Origin of the sequence: Pseudomonas sp. FP2196 (assembly GCF_030687715.1) — a bacterium.
GTDB lineage: Bacteria > Pseudomonadota > Gammaproteobacteria > Pseudomonadales > Pseudomonadaceae > Aquipseudomonas.
This window is the reverse complement of record NZ_CP117445.1, coordinates 4,806,190-4,823,133: the sequence shown is the minus strand read 5'-3', so window position 1 is coordinate 4,823,133 and position 16,944 is coordinate 4,806,190. Positions and strand designations below refer to the sequence as shown.

8 protein-coding genes are annotated in these 16,944 nt (G+C 59.5%); 3 read left to right on the top strand and 5 right to left on the bottom strand.

Going from position 1 to position 16,944, the window contains the following annotated elements; translation table 11 throughout:
• Positions 1–19 precede the first annotated feature (19 nt).
• The 4 genes from PSH79_RS21555 to PSH79_RS21540 form a co-directional block, all read right to left on the bottom strand.
• Positions 20–2,824, bottom strand: coding sequence for an RHS repeat domain-containing protein (locus PSH79_RS21555; protein WP_305439487.1), 2,805 nt, complete (start codon positions 2,822–2,824; stop codon positions 20–22).
• Positions 2,821–5,559, bottom strand: a complete 2,739-nt coding sequence (locus PSH79_RS21550; protein ID WP_305439486.1) for an RHS repeat domain-containing protein — start codon at positions 5,557–5,559, stop codon at positions 2,821–2,823. Before PSH79_RS21550 ends, PSH79_RS21555 begins: the two co-directional genes overlap by 4 nt.
• Positions 5,556–10,070, bottom strand: a complete 4,515-nt coding sequence (locus PSH79_RS21545; protein WP_305439485.1) for a SpvB/TcaC N-terminal domain-containing protein — start codon at positions 10,068–10,070, stop codon at positions 5,556–5,558. The genes PSH79_RS21550 and PSH79_RS21545 overlap by 4 nt, the downstream gene beginning before the upstream one ends.
• A gap of 197 nt (positions 10,071–10,267) precedes the next feature.
• Positions 10,268–11,791: a fumarate hydratase gene (locus tag PSH79_RS21540; RefSeq protein ID WP_007916251.1), complete on the bottom strand. Its 1,524-nt coding sequence runs from the start codon at positions 11,789–11,791 to the stop codon at positions 10,268–10,270.
• Positions 11,792–12,253: 462 nt separating this feature from the next.
• Between PSH79_RS21540 and PSH79_RS21535 the strand changes: the two genes are divergently transcribed.
• The 3 genes from PSH79_RS21535 (at position 12,254) to PSH79_RS21525 (ending at position 15,132) form a co-directional block, all read left to right on the top strand.
• Positions 12,254–13,360, top strand: coding sequence for a diguanylate cyclase (locus PSH79_RS21535; RefSeq protein WP_305439483.1), 1,107 nt, complete (start codon positions 12,254–12,256; stop codon positions 13,358–13,360).
• A complete protein-coding gene (locus PSH79_RS21530) occupies positions 13,353–14,288 on the top strand; it encodes an iron-sulfur-binding ferredoxin reductase (RefSeq protein WP_305439481.1) in 936 nt (311 codons plus the stop codon). Before PSH79_RS21535 ends, PSH79_RS21530 begins: the two co-directional genes overlap by 8 nt.
• A gap of 94 nt (positions 14,289–14,382) precedes the next feature.
• Entirely contained in the window at positions 14,383–15,132 is a 750-nt protein-coding gene (locus PSH79_RS21525) for an enoyl-CoA hydratase-related protein (protein WP_305439480.1), read from the top strand.
• A gap of 204 nt (positions 15,133–15,336) precedes the next feature.
• On the opposite strand, the gene pyk is transcribed toward PSH79_RS21525, so the two are convergent.
• Positions 15,337–16,788 carry a pyruvate kinase gene (gene pyk, locus PSH79_RS21520; RefSeq protein WP_305439479.1) on the bottom strand — a complete coding sequence of 484 codons (1,452 nt, stop codon included), beginning with the start codon at positions 16,786–16,788 and terminating at the stop codon, positions 15,337–15,339.
• Positions 16,789–16,944 lie beyond the last annotated feature (156 nt).

Here is a 16,944-nt window from a genome sequence, read left to right as displayed (position 1 = left end):
CATGCAACGATGGGCTTGCTCATGCCGCGTGCTTATGGCCGATTCGATGAGTGCGAATCGTGTCTGACAGATCATTGAGGGCACCGATCACCCTGTTGCTCTGCTCACGCAGTTCATGAATGTCGACACCGCTGATGCGGGTGACATCAAGCGCTGCGGCAAAGTCCTCGACTTTTGACATATGCTTATCAATATCCTGAGCGAGTTGCCCTACTGCGATTTCGAATGTTTCCATTTTTTCAATCGATTTTTCGTTTATGGCGCCGATCGTTTCATCAACGATTTCCGGCAGGCCCAACAACACGCTTATTCCACTGCTGATCGCGCCTAGCCCTTCGGCACCGACCTCGGTAACCAATTTTTTGAGGAGCAACCCAGAACCTGTTTTTGTGGTCTCCTTAGCGCCCTTCAACACAGATTTCTGATTGGTGAAATTCATGTTGACCAATTTGGCCTGGACGTACTCGCCAAAGTCCATCTGCTTGTATTCCGCCTTTTTTATGATTTTCGTCGATGTCAGTTTTGATGTTTTCAGATTGACTGATGCACTCATGCCGGATCTGTCCGCGACATAATCAAACGCCGCGCTTACAGCAAACTTGGCACCATATCCCAGACCAACACCTAGCACATTGCCCACGCCAGGCGCTGCCGCCCCCAGTGCCTGACTGCCGATACCGACAGCCAGCCCCACTCCCCAACTGATCGCGTTCCCGAGTACCAGCACCAGTGTTCTGCGTGTTGAAGCGAGTGCGATATCTGTACCAGAGCCCATCCTCTCCAGTTGACCATGTGCGTCGCGCATCCGGTTTTCCGTCATCTTGAGAATGTCCAGTTGCGCGTTGGTGTGCTTGCGCATGTGATCCTTCAGGCGGCTGGTAGCTTTTGTCTGATTTCTTCTCGCTGTGGCAGCGTCCCATTCTGCGGACTGACTGTTGAGCGCATCTCGCAGGGGATATTGCTTACCTTCGCCATTGATATCGACATATACAACTGGATTGTTTCCTACGAATGCATACAGATTCAGCCCATCCACATCCCCCGCCGGATCGGCACTGCCCCAGCGCTGCAACCACGCGGCGTAATAGCGTGCGCCGTAGTAATACAAACCGCTGACGTCCATCTCTTTGCCCGAATAGCGGATGAAGCGGTACGTGGTTTCCGAATCCGGTGCCATCCACGCGGTTTCGCCAAAGGGGTAATAGCCTTCCTGGCTGATCATCACGGCAGCTTGATCCAGTTCCATCACGCTGGAGCCGAGATGATCTTCGAGGTTGTAACGCATTTGGTCATTGGCGATTGCATCGGGTTTTTTCGCGACCCAATGCAGGCAACGGGCATTGCCGAGAGTGATGACGTGCAGTTCTTCGCCGTTGTCGCGGGTGCGGATTTCCAGTCCCGGCAGGTAGCGCACCTGGTGGAAATGTTCGGCGTTGGCAGCGAAGGTTTCGTGGCGTTTGAACACGCGCATGCCCTGGCTGTAACGGTAATGCTCGGCGTCACTGCGGTCGTTTTCGCGCTGGATCAGCGTCACGCTCTCCAGCTCATCGCGGGCATTCCAGGTCAGGGGCTTGCCGGGGTGCATCGCTTTCTGGTTACCGTGACTGTCGAACAGCTCATCGAAATCCGGCGGCTCGTCGCCGGTTTTCCAGCGCACCCCACGATTGCTCTTCAGATCGATGAACATTTGCCGGGTCGAGTTGTTGCCCGCGCGTACATGACACCGTTCGATCAGGTTGCCACCGTCGTCGTACCGATAGGTCTGAGTGTAGTTGAGGCGATTGTTCGGGTCGCCCGGTTGCGGCAGGCCGGGAATGTCCGGCGGCGGGGCGTCGTCGTAGCCGGTGGCGCTGGTTAGTCGATAGAGCGAGTCGTAGGTGAAGTCGCGGTGGCCATTGATCAACTGGTTGGCGAAGTAACGTGGCTGAAAAGCATGGTCTTCGATGCGGGTGATATTGCCGACGGAATCGTAGAAATATTCGAGGTTCTGCAGGACTGCGCTGCCGTCCTTGCGGCTGGACTGAGTGTGCAAACGGCCGTCCGCCGGGTCATACGTCCACTGACTGAGGACACGATTGCCGGCCAGCTGCTCGATGATCTGCCCGCTGGCGTTGTACTGCGCATCAAGCAACGGCGTTTGCCAGTCCAGCGTGCCGCTGATCAGCAGTTCCGTGTGCTTGAGTTGCCCGGCCAGACCGTAGCGCGAGCGTCGCCGATGGCCGCCGGCGTCGGTCTGCTCCAGCCGTGCGCCGAGCGGGTTGAACGCATGGTGAGTGGTGAACGGCTCACCATCGTGGAAGGTGCGGGTTTCGCTCAGCGGCTGGCCGGCCAGGGAAAAGCTGTCCGTGAGCTGCGAACCGGAACGGTCTTTTTGTTCCAGCAACTGGCCGCGGCGGTTGTACCCGGCCACGGCCGAAGCGTCGGCGTAAGTAAAAACGTCGACATTGGGCTGACCATTTTCCTCGACCGCGATCACCCGCAGTTGCTTATCGAAGGTCGTGCGCCAATGGTTGTCGCGCTGATCCCAGCGTTGCAATGGCTCAGCGGCAAGCCCCGGCAGGGTCAGGCGCCAGCCGGCGTCGACGCTGTCGGTCAATACCCCATCACCGTTTAGTGAGTAGACATTAGTGAGGTTCGCAGTGGGCAGACGAGGATCCTGCTGCGCTACCAGATGGCCGGCCACATCGTGTTGCTGACGTGACACGAGTGCTTTTGGTGTGTCGTCTGCCAGAGTGCGCAAGTAACTGACCTGACGGATCGGTGAGCCCCGGCCATCGACCACCGCCACAGTTGGAGTGCGCCTATAAACGGGGTCGTATTTCATGTGAATTTGTGTTTGGTGAAGGGCTGAACAAATGTCTGGAATTTCGACGCTGGTTTCGCTTGTTCGCGCAAAAATCTGTTGTCGGTCAGCAAGTCCTCTTTGTACCACTTCAGGGTGGTCTGGCTGCTTTCGATATATCCCAGGATCGCACTGGTCTGCTCTCGCAAGGTACTGAGCCGAATGGTCTTGGTAGCCATCAAGCGGCTCTTGTCAGATAGCACGTCAGCCGAATTGATCGTGTTTTGTCCTACGCGTCTGAAGGCTTTCTCAATATCGGCCATTCGCGAAGTGAGGGCTTGTCGCCAGTCGGACAGCATCGTTTCGATTTTTTCAATCTTGACCGGATCCAGACCCTGTTTAATGTCCTCCGCTTCCTGCACCCGCGAACCGATATTCAGTGCCGCGCCCACGCCTGGAAGATAGGATCCGACGACGCGGGTCAGTAAGGTGTTGGCTGCATCGGCCGGTGTGAAACTCGATGAACGCTCTGTGATGCCGATTTTTTGATCAATGGCTGCGACGCTCATTGCCGAAGTTTGTGGAATCAATGGCGCTGTCATATTTGCAAAGGACGTGTATTTGCTGACGATCGCCTCGCCGATATCGCCGCTGACGTGCATGGCAATCATCTCGAACAAGTAGCCGACGGCGGCGGGCATACCGGCGGTAAGTGTTGAGCCTGCGAACCCGCCGCCGAAATAACCAGCGAAGAAGCCGGCAGTGCCTATCAGTGATTCTGCAACAACATTCGACAGCAGTTCAGTCCCGTACTGTCCACTTGATACTTTCAGCATCTGGTCAAGCGTTGTGGCGGAGTAATCACCGAGAGTGGTCACGAAGTTTGAGAAATTGACGATATCGAATTTCTCTTTGCTGTTGCCTTGCTCATCCACAAAAGTTAACGGGTTGTTCCCGACGAATCCGTACAGATTCAGCCCATCCACATCCCTTGCCGGATCGGCACTGACCCAGCGCTGCAACCACGCTGCGTAATACCGTGCGCCGTAGTAATACAAACCGCTGACGTCCATCTCTTTGCCCGAATAGCGGATGAAGCGGTACGTGGTTTCCGAATCCGGTGCCATCCACGCGGTTTCGCCAAAGGGGTAATAGCCTTCCTGGCTGATCATCACGGCGTCTTGATCCAGTTCCATCACGCTGGAGCCGAGATGATCTTCGAGGTTGTAACGCATTTGGTCATTGGCGATTGCATCGGGTTTTTCCGCTGCCCAATGCAGGCAACGGGCATTGCCGAGAGTGATGACGTGCAGTTCTTCGCCGTTGTCGCGGGTGCGGATTTCCAGTCCCGGCAGGTAGCGCACCTGGTGGAAATGTTCGGCGTTGGCAGCGAAGGTTTCGTGGCGTTTGAACACGCGCATGCCCTGGCTGTAACGGTAATGCTCGGCGTCACTGCGGTCGTTTTCACGCTGGATCAGCGTCACGCTCTCCAGCTCATCGCGGGCATTCCAGGTCAGGGGCTTGCCGGGGTGCATCGATTTCTGGTTACCGTGACTGTCGAACAGCTCATCGAAATCCGGCGGCTCGTCGCCGGTTTTCCAGCGCACCCCACGATTGCTCTTCAGATCGATGAACATTTGCCGGGTCGAGTTGTTGCCCGCGCGTACATGACACCGTTCGATCAGGTTGCCACCGTCGTCGTACCGATAGGTCTGAGTGTAGTTGAGGCGATTGTTCGGGTCGCCCGGTTGCGGCAGGCCGGGAATGTCCGGCGGCGGGGCGTCGTCGTAGCCGGTGGCGCTGGTTAGTCGATAGAGCGAGTCGTAGGTGAAGTCGCGGTGGCCATTGATCAACTGGTTGGCGAAGTAACGTGGCTGAAAAGCATGGTCTTCGATGCGGGTGATATTGCCGACGGAATCGTAGAAATATTCGAGGTTCTGCAGGACTGCGCTGCCGTCCTTGCGGCTGGACTGAGTGTGCAAACGGCCGTCCGCCGGGTCATACGTCCACTGACTGAGGACACGATTGCCGGCCAGCTGCTCGATGATCTGCCCGCTGGCGTTGTACTGCACATCGAGCAACGGCGTTTGCCAGTCTGGCTCGCCATTGACCAGCAACTTCACCTGCTGAAGCAGCCCGGAGAGACCGTGGAACGATTGCTGGCGATGCCCGCCGGCGTCGATCTGTTCCAGCGTTGCGCCGAGGGCATTGAAAGACCGGCGACTGGTGAACGCTGCGCCATCGTGAAAAGTGCGGGTGTCTGCCAGTGGCTGGCCGCCCAAGGCGAAGCTGTCCGTGCGCAGAGTACCGGAGCGATCTTGCTGCTCCAGCAACTGCCCGCGCAGATTGTATTGCTCGTCGGCGGTGGCATCGGCATAGGTAAAAAGATCGACGCCTGCTTCGCCGTTTTCCTCGAGCGCCACCACCCGCAACTGAGCGTCGAAAGTCGTGTGCCAATGGTTGCCGCGCGCGTCCCAGCGCTCCAGCGGTTCACCCGCCAGCCCCGGCAGGTTCAGGCGCCAGCCGGTGTCGACACTGTCGACTTTCAGGACCTGGCCAGCCAACCCGTAAACCGTTGAGACGTTGGGGGCGGGCAGGCGCGGATCCCATTGCGCCACCAATCGGCCATTCACATCGTGCTGCTGACGGCTGATCAGCACAGTCACTGTTCCATCTTCACCCGCAACGCTGCGCAGATACTCGCCCTGACGAACTCTCAGACCACGGCTATCACTCACCGTGAGTGACGGCGTGCGCCAATGCACGGAGGCGTTCAACGCCGTGATGTCCGTTTCGGCGGCACCGGTTCAGCGGTGTCGTTGAAGTCTTCGCTGGCGTGGTACCACGGATGATAGGTCTCGCGAGAGAAGTCACCCTTGGCGTTGAGCAACCGGATTACACGCCCCAGGGCGTCATAGAACAGTTGATCAAAGTAGCCCAGCGCCCGTAGCGATATGTCGTTGACATAACCGTGCCGATTGGTAAAAAACGGCCGGAATTGGCGCACCGCCAGACCTTTGTTGTTGTATTCGATGCGCGCGCTGACGCGCCACCGTGGATTGGCTTGTACTTCAACGAACTTGCCGTCTTCAACGATCAGCGAGCCGTCGGTGTCCATCGCATAGGCCAGGCCGGGATCAACCAACTGCTGGGATTGCAGCGCTCGACCAAAGCCGTCGACACAGGCCTTGGTGATGTGGATCTGTGCAGACACAGCGTCATCGGGGTAGCGGTCGGCGCTGAGGACGACGCTGTGTACCGGCTCGCGTCGTGTTGTTGTGATCGCCTCGCGCAAGTTCTGTTCTGTCGCCGTCAGGCTGCCGATTCGCGCGAGTCGCCGGCGGGCGCTGGCACGAATATGGCCGCTGGGCAGGAGGTAACCGTTGGCGATCCATTCGCCGCTGGCGCGGTTGTCGGGCGGGATCTGCCCCATCCAACTGAACAAGTCCTTGCGCAAGGTGCTGGCGGCTTTTTGCAGCGCCTCTTGCGGATCGTCAATCGCGGTATCCGGGCGATGGTCCTCGGGTCGGCGGTATTCGCTCAACGGTTTGAAACCGGCAGGCATCCCGTTTTCCGTACCGTGGAAACTGGTGGCCAGTGGCTGGCCGGAGGGTTCGTAAATCGCCTCCTCGACATTCTCGTTGGCATCGATGATGCGCAGCGGTTGCAGCGCGTGGTAGTCGTATTCGACCTGGGTGGTGCAACCATCCGGCAACTCGACGCGGGTGATCGCCAGCCGATAGTCGTCGTATTCGGCGCGGGTTACGCCATGGCTCGGGGTTTCGTGGTAGCCGTGTACCTGGTGAAACCCTTTGAGGTCGGCGTACTCGGCGTAGCCGAATGTCGACGACCATAGATTTTCTTCGGCATCGTCCGGCTCTACCTCAAACAGCAACGGCATGGCGGTGTAACCGATCTTTTTCAGTTCGACACGGATATCGAACGGCGGCGACAGCACGTTGTAGGCGTCCAGTGCGGTCTTGTCCAACTGCGCCAATTCCAGTGGCCCGGCCAGTGCTTCGAACTCGGCCACACCGTCGTCCAGCGGCGAGCCGTCCGCCTGCAAATAACGCTGCACCGACTGTGTCGTCAGGACTCGTTGAGTGTTCCAGTGCGGCGAATCCTGATGCAAAGCCAGTTGCTCGAAACACACCTCACTCGCGGACAGTCCCTCAGGCAGTGGGCCTTTTGGCAAGACCAGCGCGTTGCCACGCAGTTGCCACGGCAGGCCCAGTCGCCACTGTTGGGGATTACTGTCGAGGTTGATGTATCGCGCGCGGGTTTCGCTGATGTAAAAAGATTGCTGCGCCTCGTCATGGGCGTCGCGCCACCACTGTTGTTCATCGGGATCGCTGAACGGCGGGGTGTCCGAGTCGACAAGCCTGCGGGCGTAGCTCACGGCCAACGCATGGGTCGACAGACCGAAGTCGTTCCAGCGCAGATTGACCTCATGGCGGCACAGCGGGTCGTCGATAAACCGGTCGTACTGGTAGCTGATTTTTTCCAGTACCAGCGGCAGCAACACAGCTGCCGCATATGGCCCTTTGGGCCGTACTTCGCGCACCAGATAACGTAGCTCTTGCACCGCATAAGGCGTGGCAATGCCCGGCTGATCCATATCCGCATCGGCATAGGTTTCGATGCGGGTGACCGAGCCGACCAGCGCTCGGGCTATCTGGTATTCACTGTCGGCGTCATGCGGCGCGATGGGTTCATCGATTTCGTCGCCGGCGTGGTAACGGCTGAACAGTGTGGCGCCCAGTGCGACGGCTTGCGCATCCTCATTGAAATAGCTGTCACGCGCCCGATCCGTCGATTGCCCGGTATGGAACCAGGTGCAGACCCGTACCGGCGCGGTGAAGCCGATGTCGTCATCGCTGCTAGCGCTTTCACTGTCGGTTTGCAGCAAGTGGCCGAAACCGCGAAATTCGCGCTCTTTGCCATCGTAGACCCCTTCACGCCAGGTGAACGCCTGGGTCAGGCAGTTGCCAGTGACTTCATCCAGTTGTTGTTGTTTTTTGACCACCGCCACCGGGAACGGCAAATGCGAAACCGGCAGACGCTTGAGCTTGAGCATCCGCTGTTTTTCATCCAGCCATTCCTGGGCGGAACTGCGATACACCACACTGGTACTGCAACCCATGTTGTTGTTGCTGGCCGTCAACAAATAGGGTTTGGCCGCGACGAAATCGTAGCGCCAGTGCTGCGGTGCGAGGTGCGGCACCGTCAGTATCAGGCTGGCACAGCCCAAACCTTGCAGGTCGGCGAAGCTTACCTGGCACAGGCGGTCATAACGCACACCTTGCGGCCAGGGTACGATCACCGGGATCTGTTCCAGTCCGTTGCCGCCGCGGTTCAGATAGATCTCGAACACATCGGACTTCAGATAGATCAGCGCGGGTGCCCCGCAGCCATCGAGGTCGGCGAGGCGTACCCGCGATGAATCGAATTGCTCGTATGTGAAGGGCAGGTCACTGATCTTGCGACCCTCACCAAACCGGCCGTGACCCAGGTTCGGCCAGCAGCGGATTTCGTCATGACGGATGCGGCACAACTCGGGCATGTCGCTGCCCAGCAGATTGCCGAGCAGCACCAGTTCAGTGGGCGAGTCGCTGAATAACGGCAAGCGGTCATCGAGTGGTGAATGCGGCACCTCTTCGGCCTGGGCGAATCCTTGCTCTCGCTGGTTGGCGTACAGGCGCACCGAGTTCGGACCAATCAGGGCAATCGAGCTGAGGCCGTCACCGCTGAGGTCCGCCAATTGCGCCAGCGTGTGGGAAAACTCCAGCGCAAACGAGTTGAACGGCACGAAATCGGCGAAGTTGCGTTGCGCATTCAGCGTGCGAAACCCGCTGGCGCCCGGTTGTGCGGTGATCCAGTCGAGACGTCCGTCACCGGTCAGATCGGTCAGCCATTGCATTACCGAACGATTGCGATCAGTCAGCGCAATCCTGTCCAGCGCGGTCCATGGTCCATAGCTGATCTCATCACCACCTGCTTTTGCGCGTAGCGGTTCGCGGTAGTACCAGCCTTGGTCATAGCGGCAGAGAAAGCCCGGCACGCCTTCGCCGTAGAGGTCAACGCACTGGTAGAACCCGCCGCCTTCGACGCCCGGCTGCGTGTCTGTTGCCAGCAGGCGTGTCGGGGTTTTATTGATTTCGAAGGCTGAGTAGTCGAACTCCACCGGCGGCGTGTTTTCCACGTAACCGCTGGCATCGAAGGCCTGATAGTGGGCGGCGCTGATCTGGCTGAACGACCACTGTGTCACCGTTTGCGGGTTGTGATATTCCAGCAGCAGACGCCGAACCAGCAGAGGTTTTTCGCCCGGGGCTGTGGGAAAGTGATGAAACATCAGTACTTGCCGACAGAGACGACGGGTGCCCACCGCAAAGCCCTGGCCATAGGTTGAAAAGGGGTCCGGGCGCAGGGGCCACGGCAACAGTTTGGCACCGTCGTAAACCGGGACTTCAGTCAGCGACGTAGTGCGCTCGCCGTAGTCGAAGATCAACTGAAAATGCCAATCCGGTTGGGCCGCGTCCTCCGCCTCCCAGGCATACAATTTCTTGCTCGCCGTGAAGTTGCCGTAGCACACCCGCTCCAGATAGCGCTGGGCGCTGTAGTCATGGATCGGGTCGGGATCCTGATCATCGGCCTTGTACCGATAACAGATGTGTTCGCCGTGAGTGTTCATGCTTTCGCAGAGCAGCCAGGCGCCGACACGATCCTGAGCCTGTGGGTCTTCACGGCGTGAGGCGGCTGTTTTGCCGTAGACGTGCAACGAACCATCGGCAGCGTGTATCAGCCAGAAACCAGGCGTTGCGGCCTCCTTCGAACGAGACTCTCGTTGCCAGTATTCACGCAGGGAAAAGTCCCCCTCAACCCGTGGCCAGTAGCACACCACACGGTGTAGGCCGATGTTCTCGCTGTCATAAGTGGATTCATGGCGGAACTTGATTGTGCCGTCGGCTTCCAGCTCCGGCATCCACACTTCACCGTCATGGCCGATGATCTCGTCGTGGTCGGTATAACGCGGTACGCCCTTGTTGGTGCGCCGGCTGATCTGACTGAGGCCAAGTCCCCAGCCAACCCCGAACGGCCCATTACCGGTCTGGCTGCTGTAAGTCAGCGACAGTTGCGGATCCCAGCCACGCCCGGCGGACAGTGGCATCGGTAGCTCGAACGACGCTGCACCGGTCGGTCCGACGGCCCCCCAACTTTTGCCGATGGTGGCAATCGACGAACTCTTGGCAATGGAAGGTGTGGTGATGTTCAGTTCCTGATCGGCCATGGTCTTGTCCGTTGCGCACGCGGAGGGCGAGGGTGGGAAGACGCTAGCAATAATCAGGCGTGAGGTAACCTGTCAGATCTGACAGGTGCGCAAGACCGATTTGTATGCATGGGCGATGTTTTTATCTCCAAGTCATTGAATACAAAAAGGCCGGCCCGTCGTATGACGGGCCGGCCTTTTTCGCAGCGTTAAAGCGCTTACTGCACTTCGACCGCCAGGCTTTCGCTGATCTTCTGTTGCCAGATCGCAGGACCGGTGATGTGTACCGACTCACCTTTGCTGTCCACCGCTACGGTGACCGGCATGTCCTTGACCTCGAACTCGTAGATCGCTTCCATGCCCAGTTCGGCGAATGCCAGCACCTTGGACTTCTTGATGGCCTGGGCCACCAGGTAAGCGGCGCCGCCGACAGCCATCAGATACACAGCCTTGTTGTCCTTGATCGCTTCGATCGCGGTCGGGCCGCGTTCGGACTTGCCGATCATGCCCAACAGGCCGGTTTGCTCGAGGATCTGACGGGTGAACTTGTCCATCCGCGTGGCGGTGGTCGGGCCAGCCGGGCCAACCACTTCGTCACCGACCGGATCAACCGGGCCGACGTAGTAGATGAAGCGACCTTTCAGATCGACCGGCAGGGTTTCACCTTTGTTGAGCATCTCGACCATGCGCTTGTGCGCAGCGTCGCGACCGGTGAGCATCTTGCCGTTGAGCAGGACGGTTTCGCCCGGCTTCCAGCTCTGCACGTCTTCCGGGGTGAGGGTGTCGAGGTTGACGCGACGGGCCGACGGGCCGGCTTCCCAGACGATTTCCGGGTAGGCGTCCAGCGGTGGCGCTTCCAGCGAAGCCGGGCCGGAACCGTCGAGCACGAAGTGCGCGTGACGGGTGGCGGCGCAGTTCGGGATCATGCACACCGGCAGCGAGGCTGCGTGGGTCGGGTAATCCATGATCTTCACGTCGAGCACGGTGGTCAGGCCACCAAGGCCCTGGGCGCCGATGCCCAACTGGTTGACCTTCTCGAACAGCTCCAGACGCATTTCTTCGATGCGGTTCTGCGGGCCACGGGCTTTGAGTTCGTGAATGTCGATGGATTCCATCAACACTTCCTTGGCCATCACGGCGGCTTTCTCGGCGGTGCCGCCGATGCCGATGCCCAGCATGCCCGGTGGGCACCAGCCGGCGCCCATGGTCGGAACGGTCTTCAGCACCCAGTCAACGATCGAGTCGGATGGGTTGAGCATGGCCATTTTCGACTTGTTCTCGGAACCGCCGCCCTTGGCCGCTACGTCCACTTCCACGGTGTTGCCCGGGACGATGGAGTAGTGGATGACCGCCGGAGTGTTGTCCTTGGTGTTTTTACGAGCGCCCGCCGGGTCGGCGAGGATCGAAGCACGCAGGACGTTTTCCGGCAGGTTGTAGGCGCGACGCACGCCTTCGTTGATCATGTCGTCCAGGCCCATGGTGGCGCCATCCCAACGCACGTCCATACCTACGCGGACAAACACGGTGACGATACCGGTGTCCTGGCAGATCGGCCGGTGGCCGGTGGCGCACATGCGCGAGTTGATCAGGATCTGCGCCATCGAGTCACGGGCCGCTGGCGATTCTTCGCGCAGGTAGGCTTCGTGCATCGCCTGGATGAAATCCACGGGGTGGTAATAGGAAATGAACTGCAGGGCGTCGGCAACGCTCTGAATCAGGTCGTCTTGCTTGATCACGGTCATGAGTCGCGCTCCTCTAAAAGACGGGAACATTCAATAAGGTGCCTGCGGCTTGGGTGTATCGGTCGCTCGCATGCACCTTTCAAGGCACGCCGGGGCTGCTGGCGCGACGCTAAAAAGGCGCGGCAGTATAACGCGCCTCGGTAGTGGGTACACCTTGGCTTTTGGTCGGATAAATCCTGTGGCGAGGGGATTTATCCCCGTTGGGTCGCGAAGCGGCCCCCTGCAATCTTTCAGTCACACCCAATGAATAGGTTTTACGACTGCTGCGCAGCCAAACGGGGATAAATCCTCTCGCCACAGGGACCTCATGCGGGCATCAATAAAGGTCAATCAAGCCATGCATTTGACGTCAAATTTCGAGCCCGAAAATCGGTGGTCATTTATCGACTACGCCACTAAAGTGGCAGCCGGTCTGTAGAGTAGGACACTCGGTCAGCCTCCAATCGCACGGTGAGTCAACGATTGACCCATAACGCCATTCAACGTCTTTTGCTCAAACGCTTTGCCCTCGCTGCAGCCACCTATGGATTGGCTTTGGTGCTGTTGTGGCTGGCGTTTTTCACCGGGCATTACGACCAGTCCTTGAGCACAGTGACCATTGGCAGCGCGCTGGTGGTGATCACTCAGGCCACCCTGTTCGGTCTGTTCTGGTCTGGCCGTAACCTGCGCTTCTCCGATCCCAGCCTGACGGAAGTGCAAGTGCTCCTCGGGCTCGGCTGGCAGACCTGGCTGATCGCCCATCTGGATGAAGCACGCAGCGCGTTTCTGGTGTTCTACGTGCTGATCCTGTTGTTCGGTCTGTTTCACCTGAGCCGACGGGCGTTCATCCGCTGTTCGCTGCTGGTGTTCTCCAGTTTCTGCGCAATCACTCTCTGGGACGGCTATCACATGCGCTTGCCGGAGCCGGCGCTCGCGGCCTTGCAAGTGTGCATTCTGGCGATGGTGCTGGCGTGGCTGGTGATTTACGCACGCTTTGTCCAGGTCTCGCGCCAACGCATGCGCCAGCGTCGCTTTGCCTTGCAGGCGCATCAGGACACCCTGCGCGGGATGATGCGCCAGCTTGAAGACCTGGTCGCCACCGACGAACTCACCGGCCTGTTCAATCGCCGGCATTTTCTGCGCCTGGCCTCGCGTGAACTGAATGCGATGGACAGCGACGTGTTGCACGGTCTGGCGCTGATCGACCTCGACCATTTCAAACGCATCAATGATCTGCACGGTCATGCCGCCGGCGATCAGGTATTGCAGGCGTTTGCCGGCGTTGCCCAGGCATGCTTGCGCGACGGCGACGTGCTGGCGCGTTATGGTGGCGAAGAATTCGTGGTGTTGCTGCCCGACTGCAACGCCGAGCGTCTGACCGCCTGCTGCGAGCGGCTGCGCATTGCCTTCACCGACGTCGAACTGATCGGCTTGAATGTGCGCAGTCTCAGCTTGTCGGCCGGCATGACGCTACTGGCCTTGGGTGATGATCTGGACGACGCCTTGCAGCGCGCCGATCAGGCGCTCTATCGAGCCAAGCGTGACGGGCGCAACCGCTGTGCGGCCGCGTGGGAGAACGTCGATGCCTGAACTTCGCGTCGGTGAACGGCACTGGTCGGTGGCGGCGAGCAGCAATCTGCTCGATGCACTCAACCAGAACGGCGTGGCTGTGCCTTACAGTTGTCGCGCCGGCAGTTGCCATGCCTGCCTGGTGCAGTGCGTACAAGGCCTGCCGGCAGATAACCGCCCGGATGCCTTGAGCGCCGAACAGCGCCAGCAGGGTTGGCGTCTGGCGTGTCAGTGTCAGGTGATCGAAGATTTGCAGGTGCACACTTTCGACCCGATCGAGGACGGTCGCCCGGCTGTCGTCGAGGCGCTGGACTGGCTTAGCGACAATGTCCTGCGTCTGCGCCTGACCCCGAAACGGCCCTTGCGCTACGGCGCCGGCCAACATCTGGTGCTGTGGATCGATCGCATCGCGCGTCCGTATTCGCTGGCCAGCCTGCCGGAAGAAGACCGCTTTCTTGAGTTTCACCTCGACTGCCGCCAGCCCGGTGAATTCAGCGATGCGGCGCGGCGCTTGCAGATCGGTGACCCGATCCGCCTCGGCGAACTGCGCGGCGGCGCGCTGCATTATGACCCCGACTGGCATGCAAGACCGCTGTGGTTGCTGGCCGCCGGTACAGGTCTGGGCCCGTTGTTCGGCGTGCTGCGTGAAGCCTTGCGCCAGGATCACCAAGGCGCAATCCGCGTCATTCACCTGGCCCATGACGCCAGCGAGCACTATCTGGCCAAACCCCTTGCGGCACTGGCCGCGCAGCGGGAAAACCTATGTGTCGAGCTATGGACGGCGGCCGAGTCAGCCGCCGCTTTGGCACAACTGCGCCTTGTTTCAAGACAAACCCTGGCCTTAGTCTGCGGCTCACCGACCAGCGTCGACGCCTTTGCCCGGCGTCTGTACCTGGCCGGACTGCCGCGCAATCAACTGCTGGCTGATGTGTTTCTTAGTCGCGGTTGAGCGCTGAATTCATTGGCACGAAAGTTTTCTGTGGAGAGGGGATAAACCCCCTCTCCACAGTGATCCTTCTCGGCCCGCACTGTCGAGAGTTGTCATGACCGAAGCCATTCTGCTGGAACGCGAACGCGGGTTACTGACTCTGCGCCTTAACCGCCCAGACAAGAAAAACGCCCTGACCCGCGCCATGTACAGCCGTCTCGCTGAAGCGTTGAAGCATGCCGACAGCGATCCTGAAGTCAACGCCGTGATGATCACCGGCAGCGCCGAGTGCTTCACCGCCGGCAACGACATCACCGACTTCATCCAGCAACCGCCGAGCGATCTCGACAGCCCGGTTTTCCACTTCATGCTCAATTTGCTCGAGTGTCGCAAACCGGTGATTGCCGCCGTGGCCGGAGCGGCGGTGGGCATCGGCACCACGTTGTTGCTGCATTGCGATCTGGTCTACGTCAGCCGCGATGCGCGGTTGCGCATGCCGTTCGTCAACCTCGGGTTATGCCCGGAGTTCGGCTCCAGCCTGATCCTGCCGCGCTTGCTTGGGCAGGCTAAAGCAGCGGAGTTGCTGTTGCTCGGCGAAAGTTTCAGTGGCGAGCAGGCCGCCGGGTGGGGAATTGCGACAGAGGCATTGGGCAGCGGCGAAGCAGCACTGGCCAAGGCACGGGAAATGGCATTGCGCTTCGATGAGTTACCACCGGAAGCGGTGCGCATCAGCAAACACCTGATGAAAGCGCCGGATCGCGAGCAGATTCGCAAAGTCATCGAGGAGGAGGGCGCGTTGTTCACCCAGTGCCTGCGTTCACCTGAGGCGTTGGCGGCATTGACCGGGTTTATCAAACGGCACTGAACCTTCACTGCGCTCGCCGACCTCATCGCTGGCAAGCCCACCCCCACAGATTTGCGTGTCGACCCCTTTTATTGTCAACAGCTCCTGACTCTGTGGGCTGGCCTGCCAGCGATGAGGTCAGAACCGACGCCGCACTTGTTGGGTCTGAAAACAAAAGCCCCGCCATTCACATGGCGGGGCTTTTGTTTTTCAGCAACCGGTCACTCAGACCTGCGGGTCGCCCACGTGCAGGATCTTCATGCCGTTGGTGCCGCCGGTGGTGTGGTAGCTGTCGCCCTTGGTCAGGATGACCCAGTCGCCTTTTTCCACAACGCCGCGCTTGACCAGCTCGTCGATCGCCTTCTGGCTGACTTCGTGCGGTTCCAGCGAAGCCGGATCGAACGGGATGGTGTACACGCCACGGAACATCGCTGCACGCGCTTGAGTCTCGCGGTGTGGCGAGTAGGCGTAGATCGGCACCGAGGAACGGATGCGCGACATGATCAGCGGGGTGTAGCCACTTTCAGTCAGGGCGATGATCGCTTTGACGCCAGGGAAGTGGTTGGCGGTGTACATGGTCGCCAGCGCGATGCTTTCGTCGCAGCGGGTGAATTCCTTGCCGATGCGGTGGCTGGAGGTCTTGCCGGTCGGGTGCTTTTCAGCGCCGACGCAGATACGCGCCATCGCTTGCACGGCTTCCAGCGGATACAGGCCCGCGGCGGATTCGGCCGAGAGCATCACGGCGTCGGTGTAGTCGAGCACGGCGTTGGCCACGTCGGACACTTCGGCGCGGGTCGGCATCGGGTTCTGGATCATCGACTCCATCATCTGGGTCGCCACGATCACAGCCTTGTTGTGGCGGCGTGCGTGCAGAATGATTTTCTTCTGAATGCCCACCAGTTCGGCGTCGCCGATTTCCACACCGAGGTCACCACGGGCAACCATCACGGCGTCGGAAGCCTTGATCAGGCCGTCGAGGGTTTCGTCGTCGGCCACGGCTTCGGCGCGTTCGATCTTCGCCACCAGCCAGGCAGTACCGCCGGCTTCGTCGCGCAGTTGACGGGCGTATTCCATATCAGCTGCGTCACGTGGAAAGGACACCGCGAGGTAGTCGACTTCCATTTCAGCGGCGAGCTTGATGTCGGCCTTGTCTTTTTCAGTCAGGGCCGGAGCGGTCAGGCCGCCACCGCGACGGTTGATGCCTTTGTGGTCGGACAGCGGGCCGCCGATGGTCACCACACAGTTGAGTTCAGTGGCGGTGGCGGTTTCAACGCGCATCACCACGCGACCGTCGTCGAGCAGCAGCTCGTCGCCCACGCCGCAATCTTTCACCAGATCCGGGTAGTCGATGCCGACCACTTGCTGGTTGCCTTCGGTCAACGGATGGCTGGTGGAGAAGGTGAACGGGTCACCGATCTTCAGCTCGATCTTCTTGTTGGCGAATTTGGCGATACGGATTTTCGGGCCTTGCAGGTCACCGAGCAGGGCGACGAAGCGGCCGTGCTTGGCAGCGAGGTCACGCACCAGTTTCGCGCGAGCCTTGTGCTCGTCGGGGGTGCCGTGGGAGAAGTTCAGACGGGCGACGTCCAGACCAGCCAGAATCAGCTGTTCGAGAACTTCCGGCGAGTTACTGGCCGGGCCAAGGGTAGCGACGATTTTGGTACGACGGACGGACATGCAAAGACTCCTGAGTTCAAGCGCTAGCGAAGGCTACTATGCTCTTGGGGTGTAGTCATTGTTCGTTTGCACTACTTTCTGTTTTCTTTATTGAACGCGGTAACTTTGGGACAAACGCGCCTGAAGATTTTCGACCAGGGGTCGATACAGAGCACA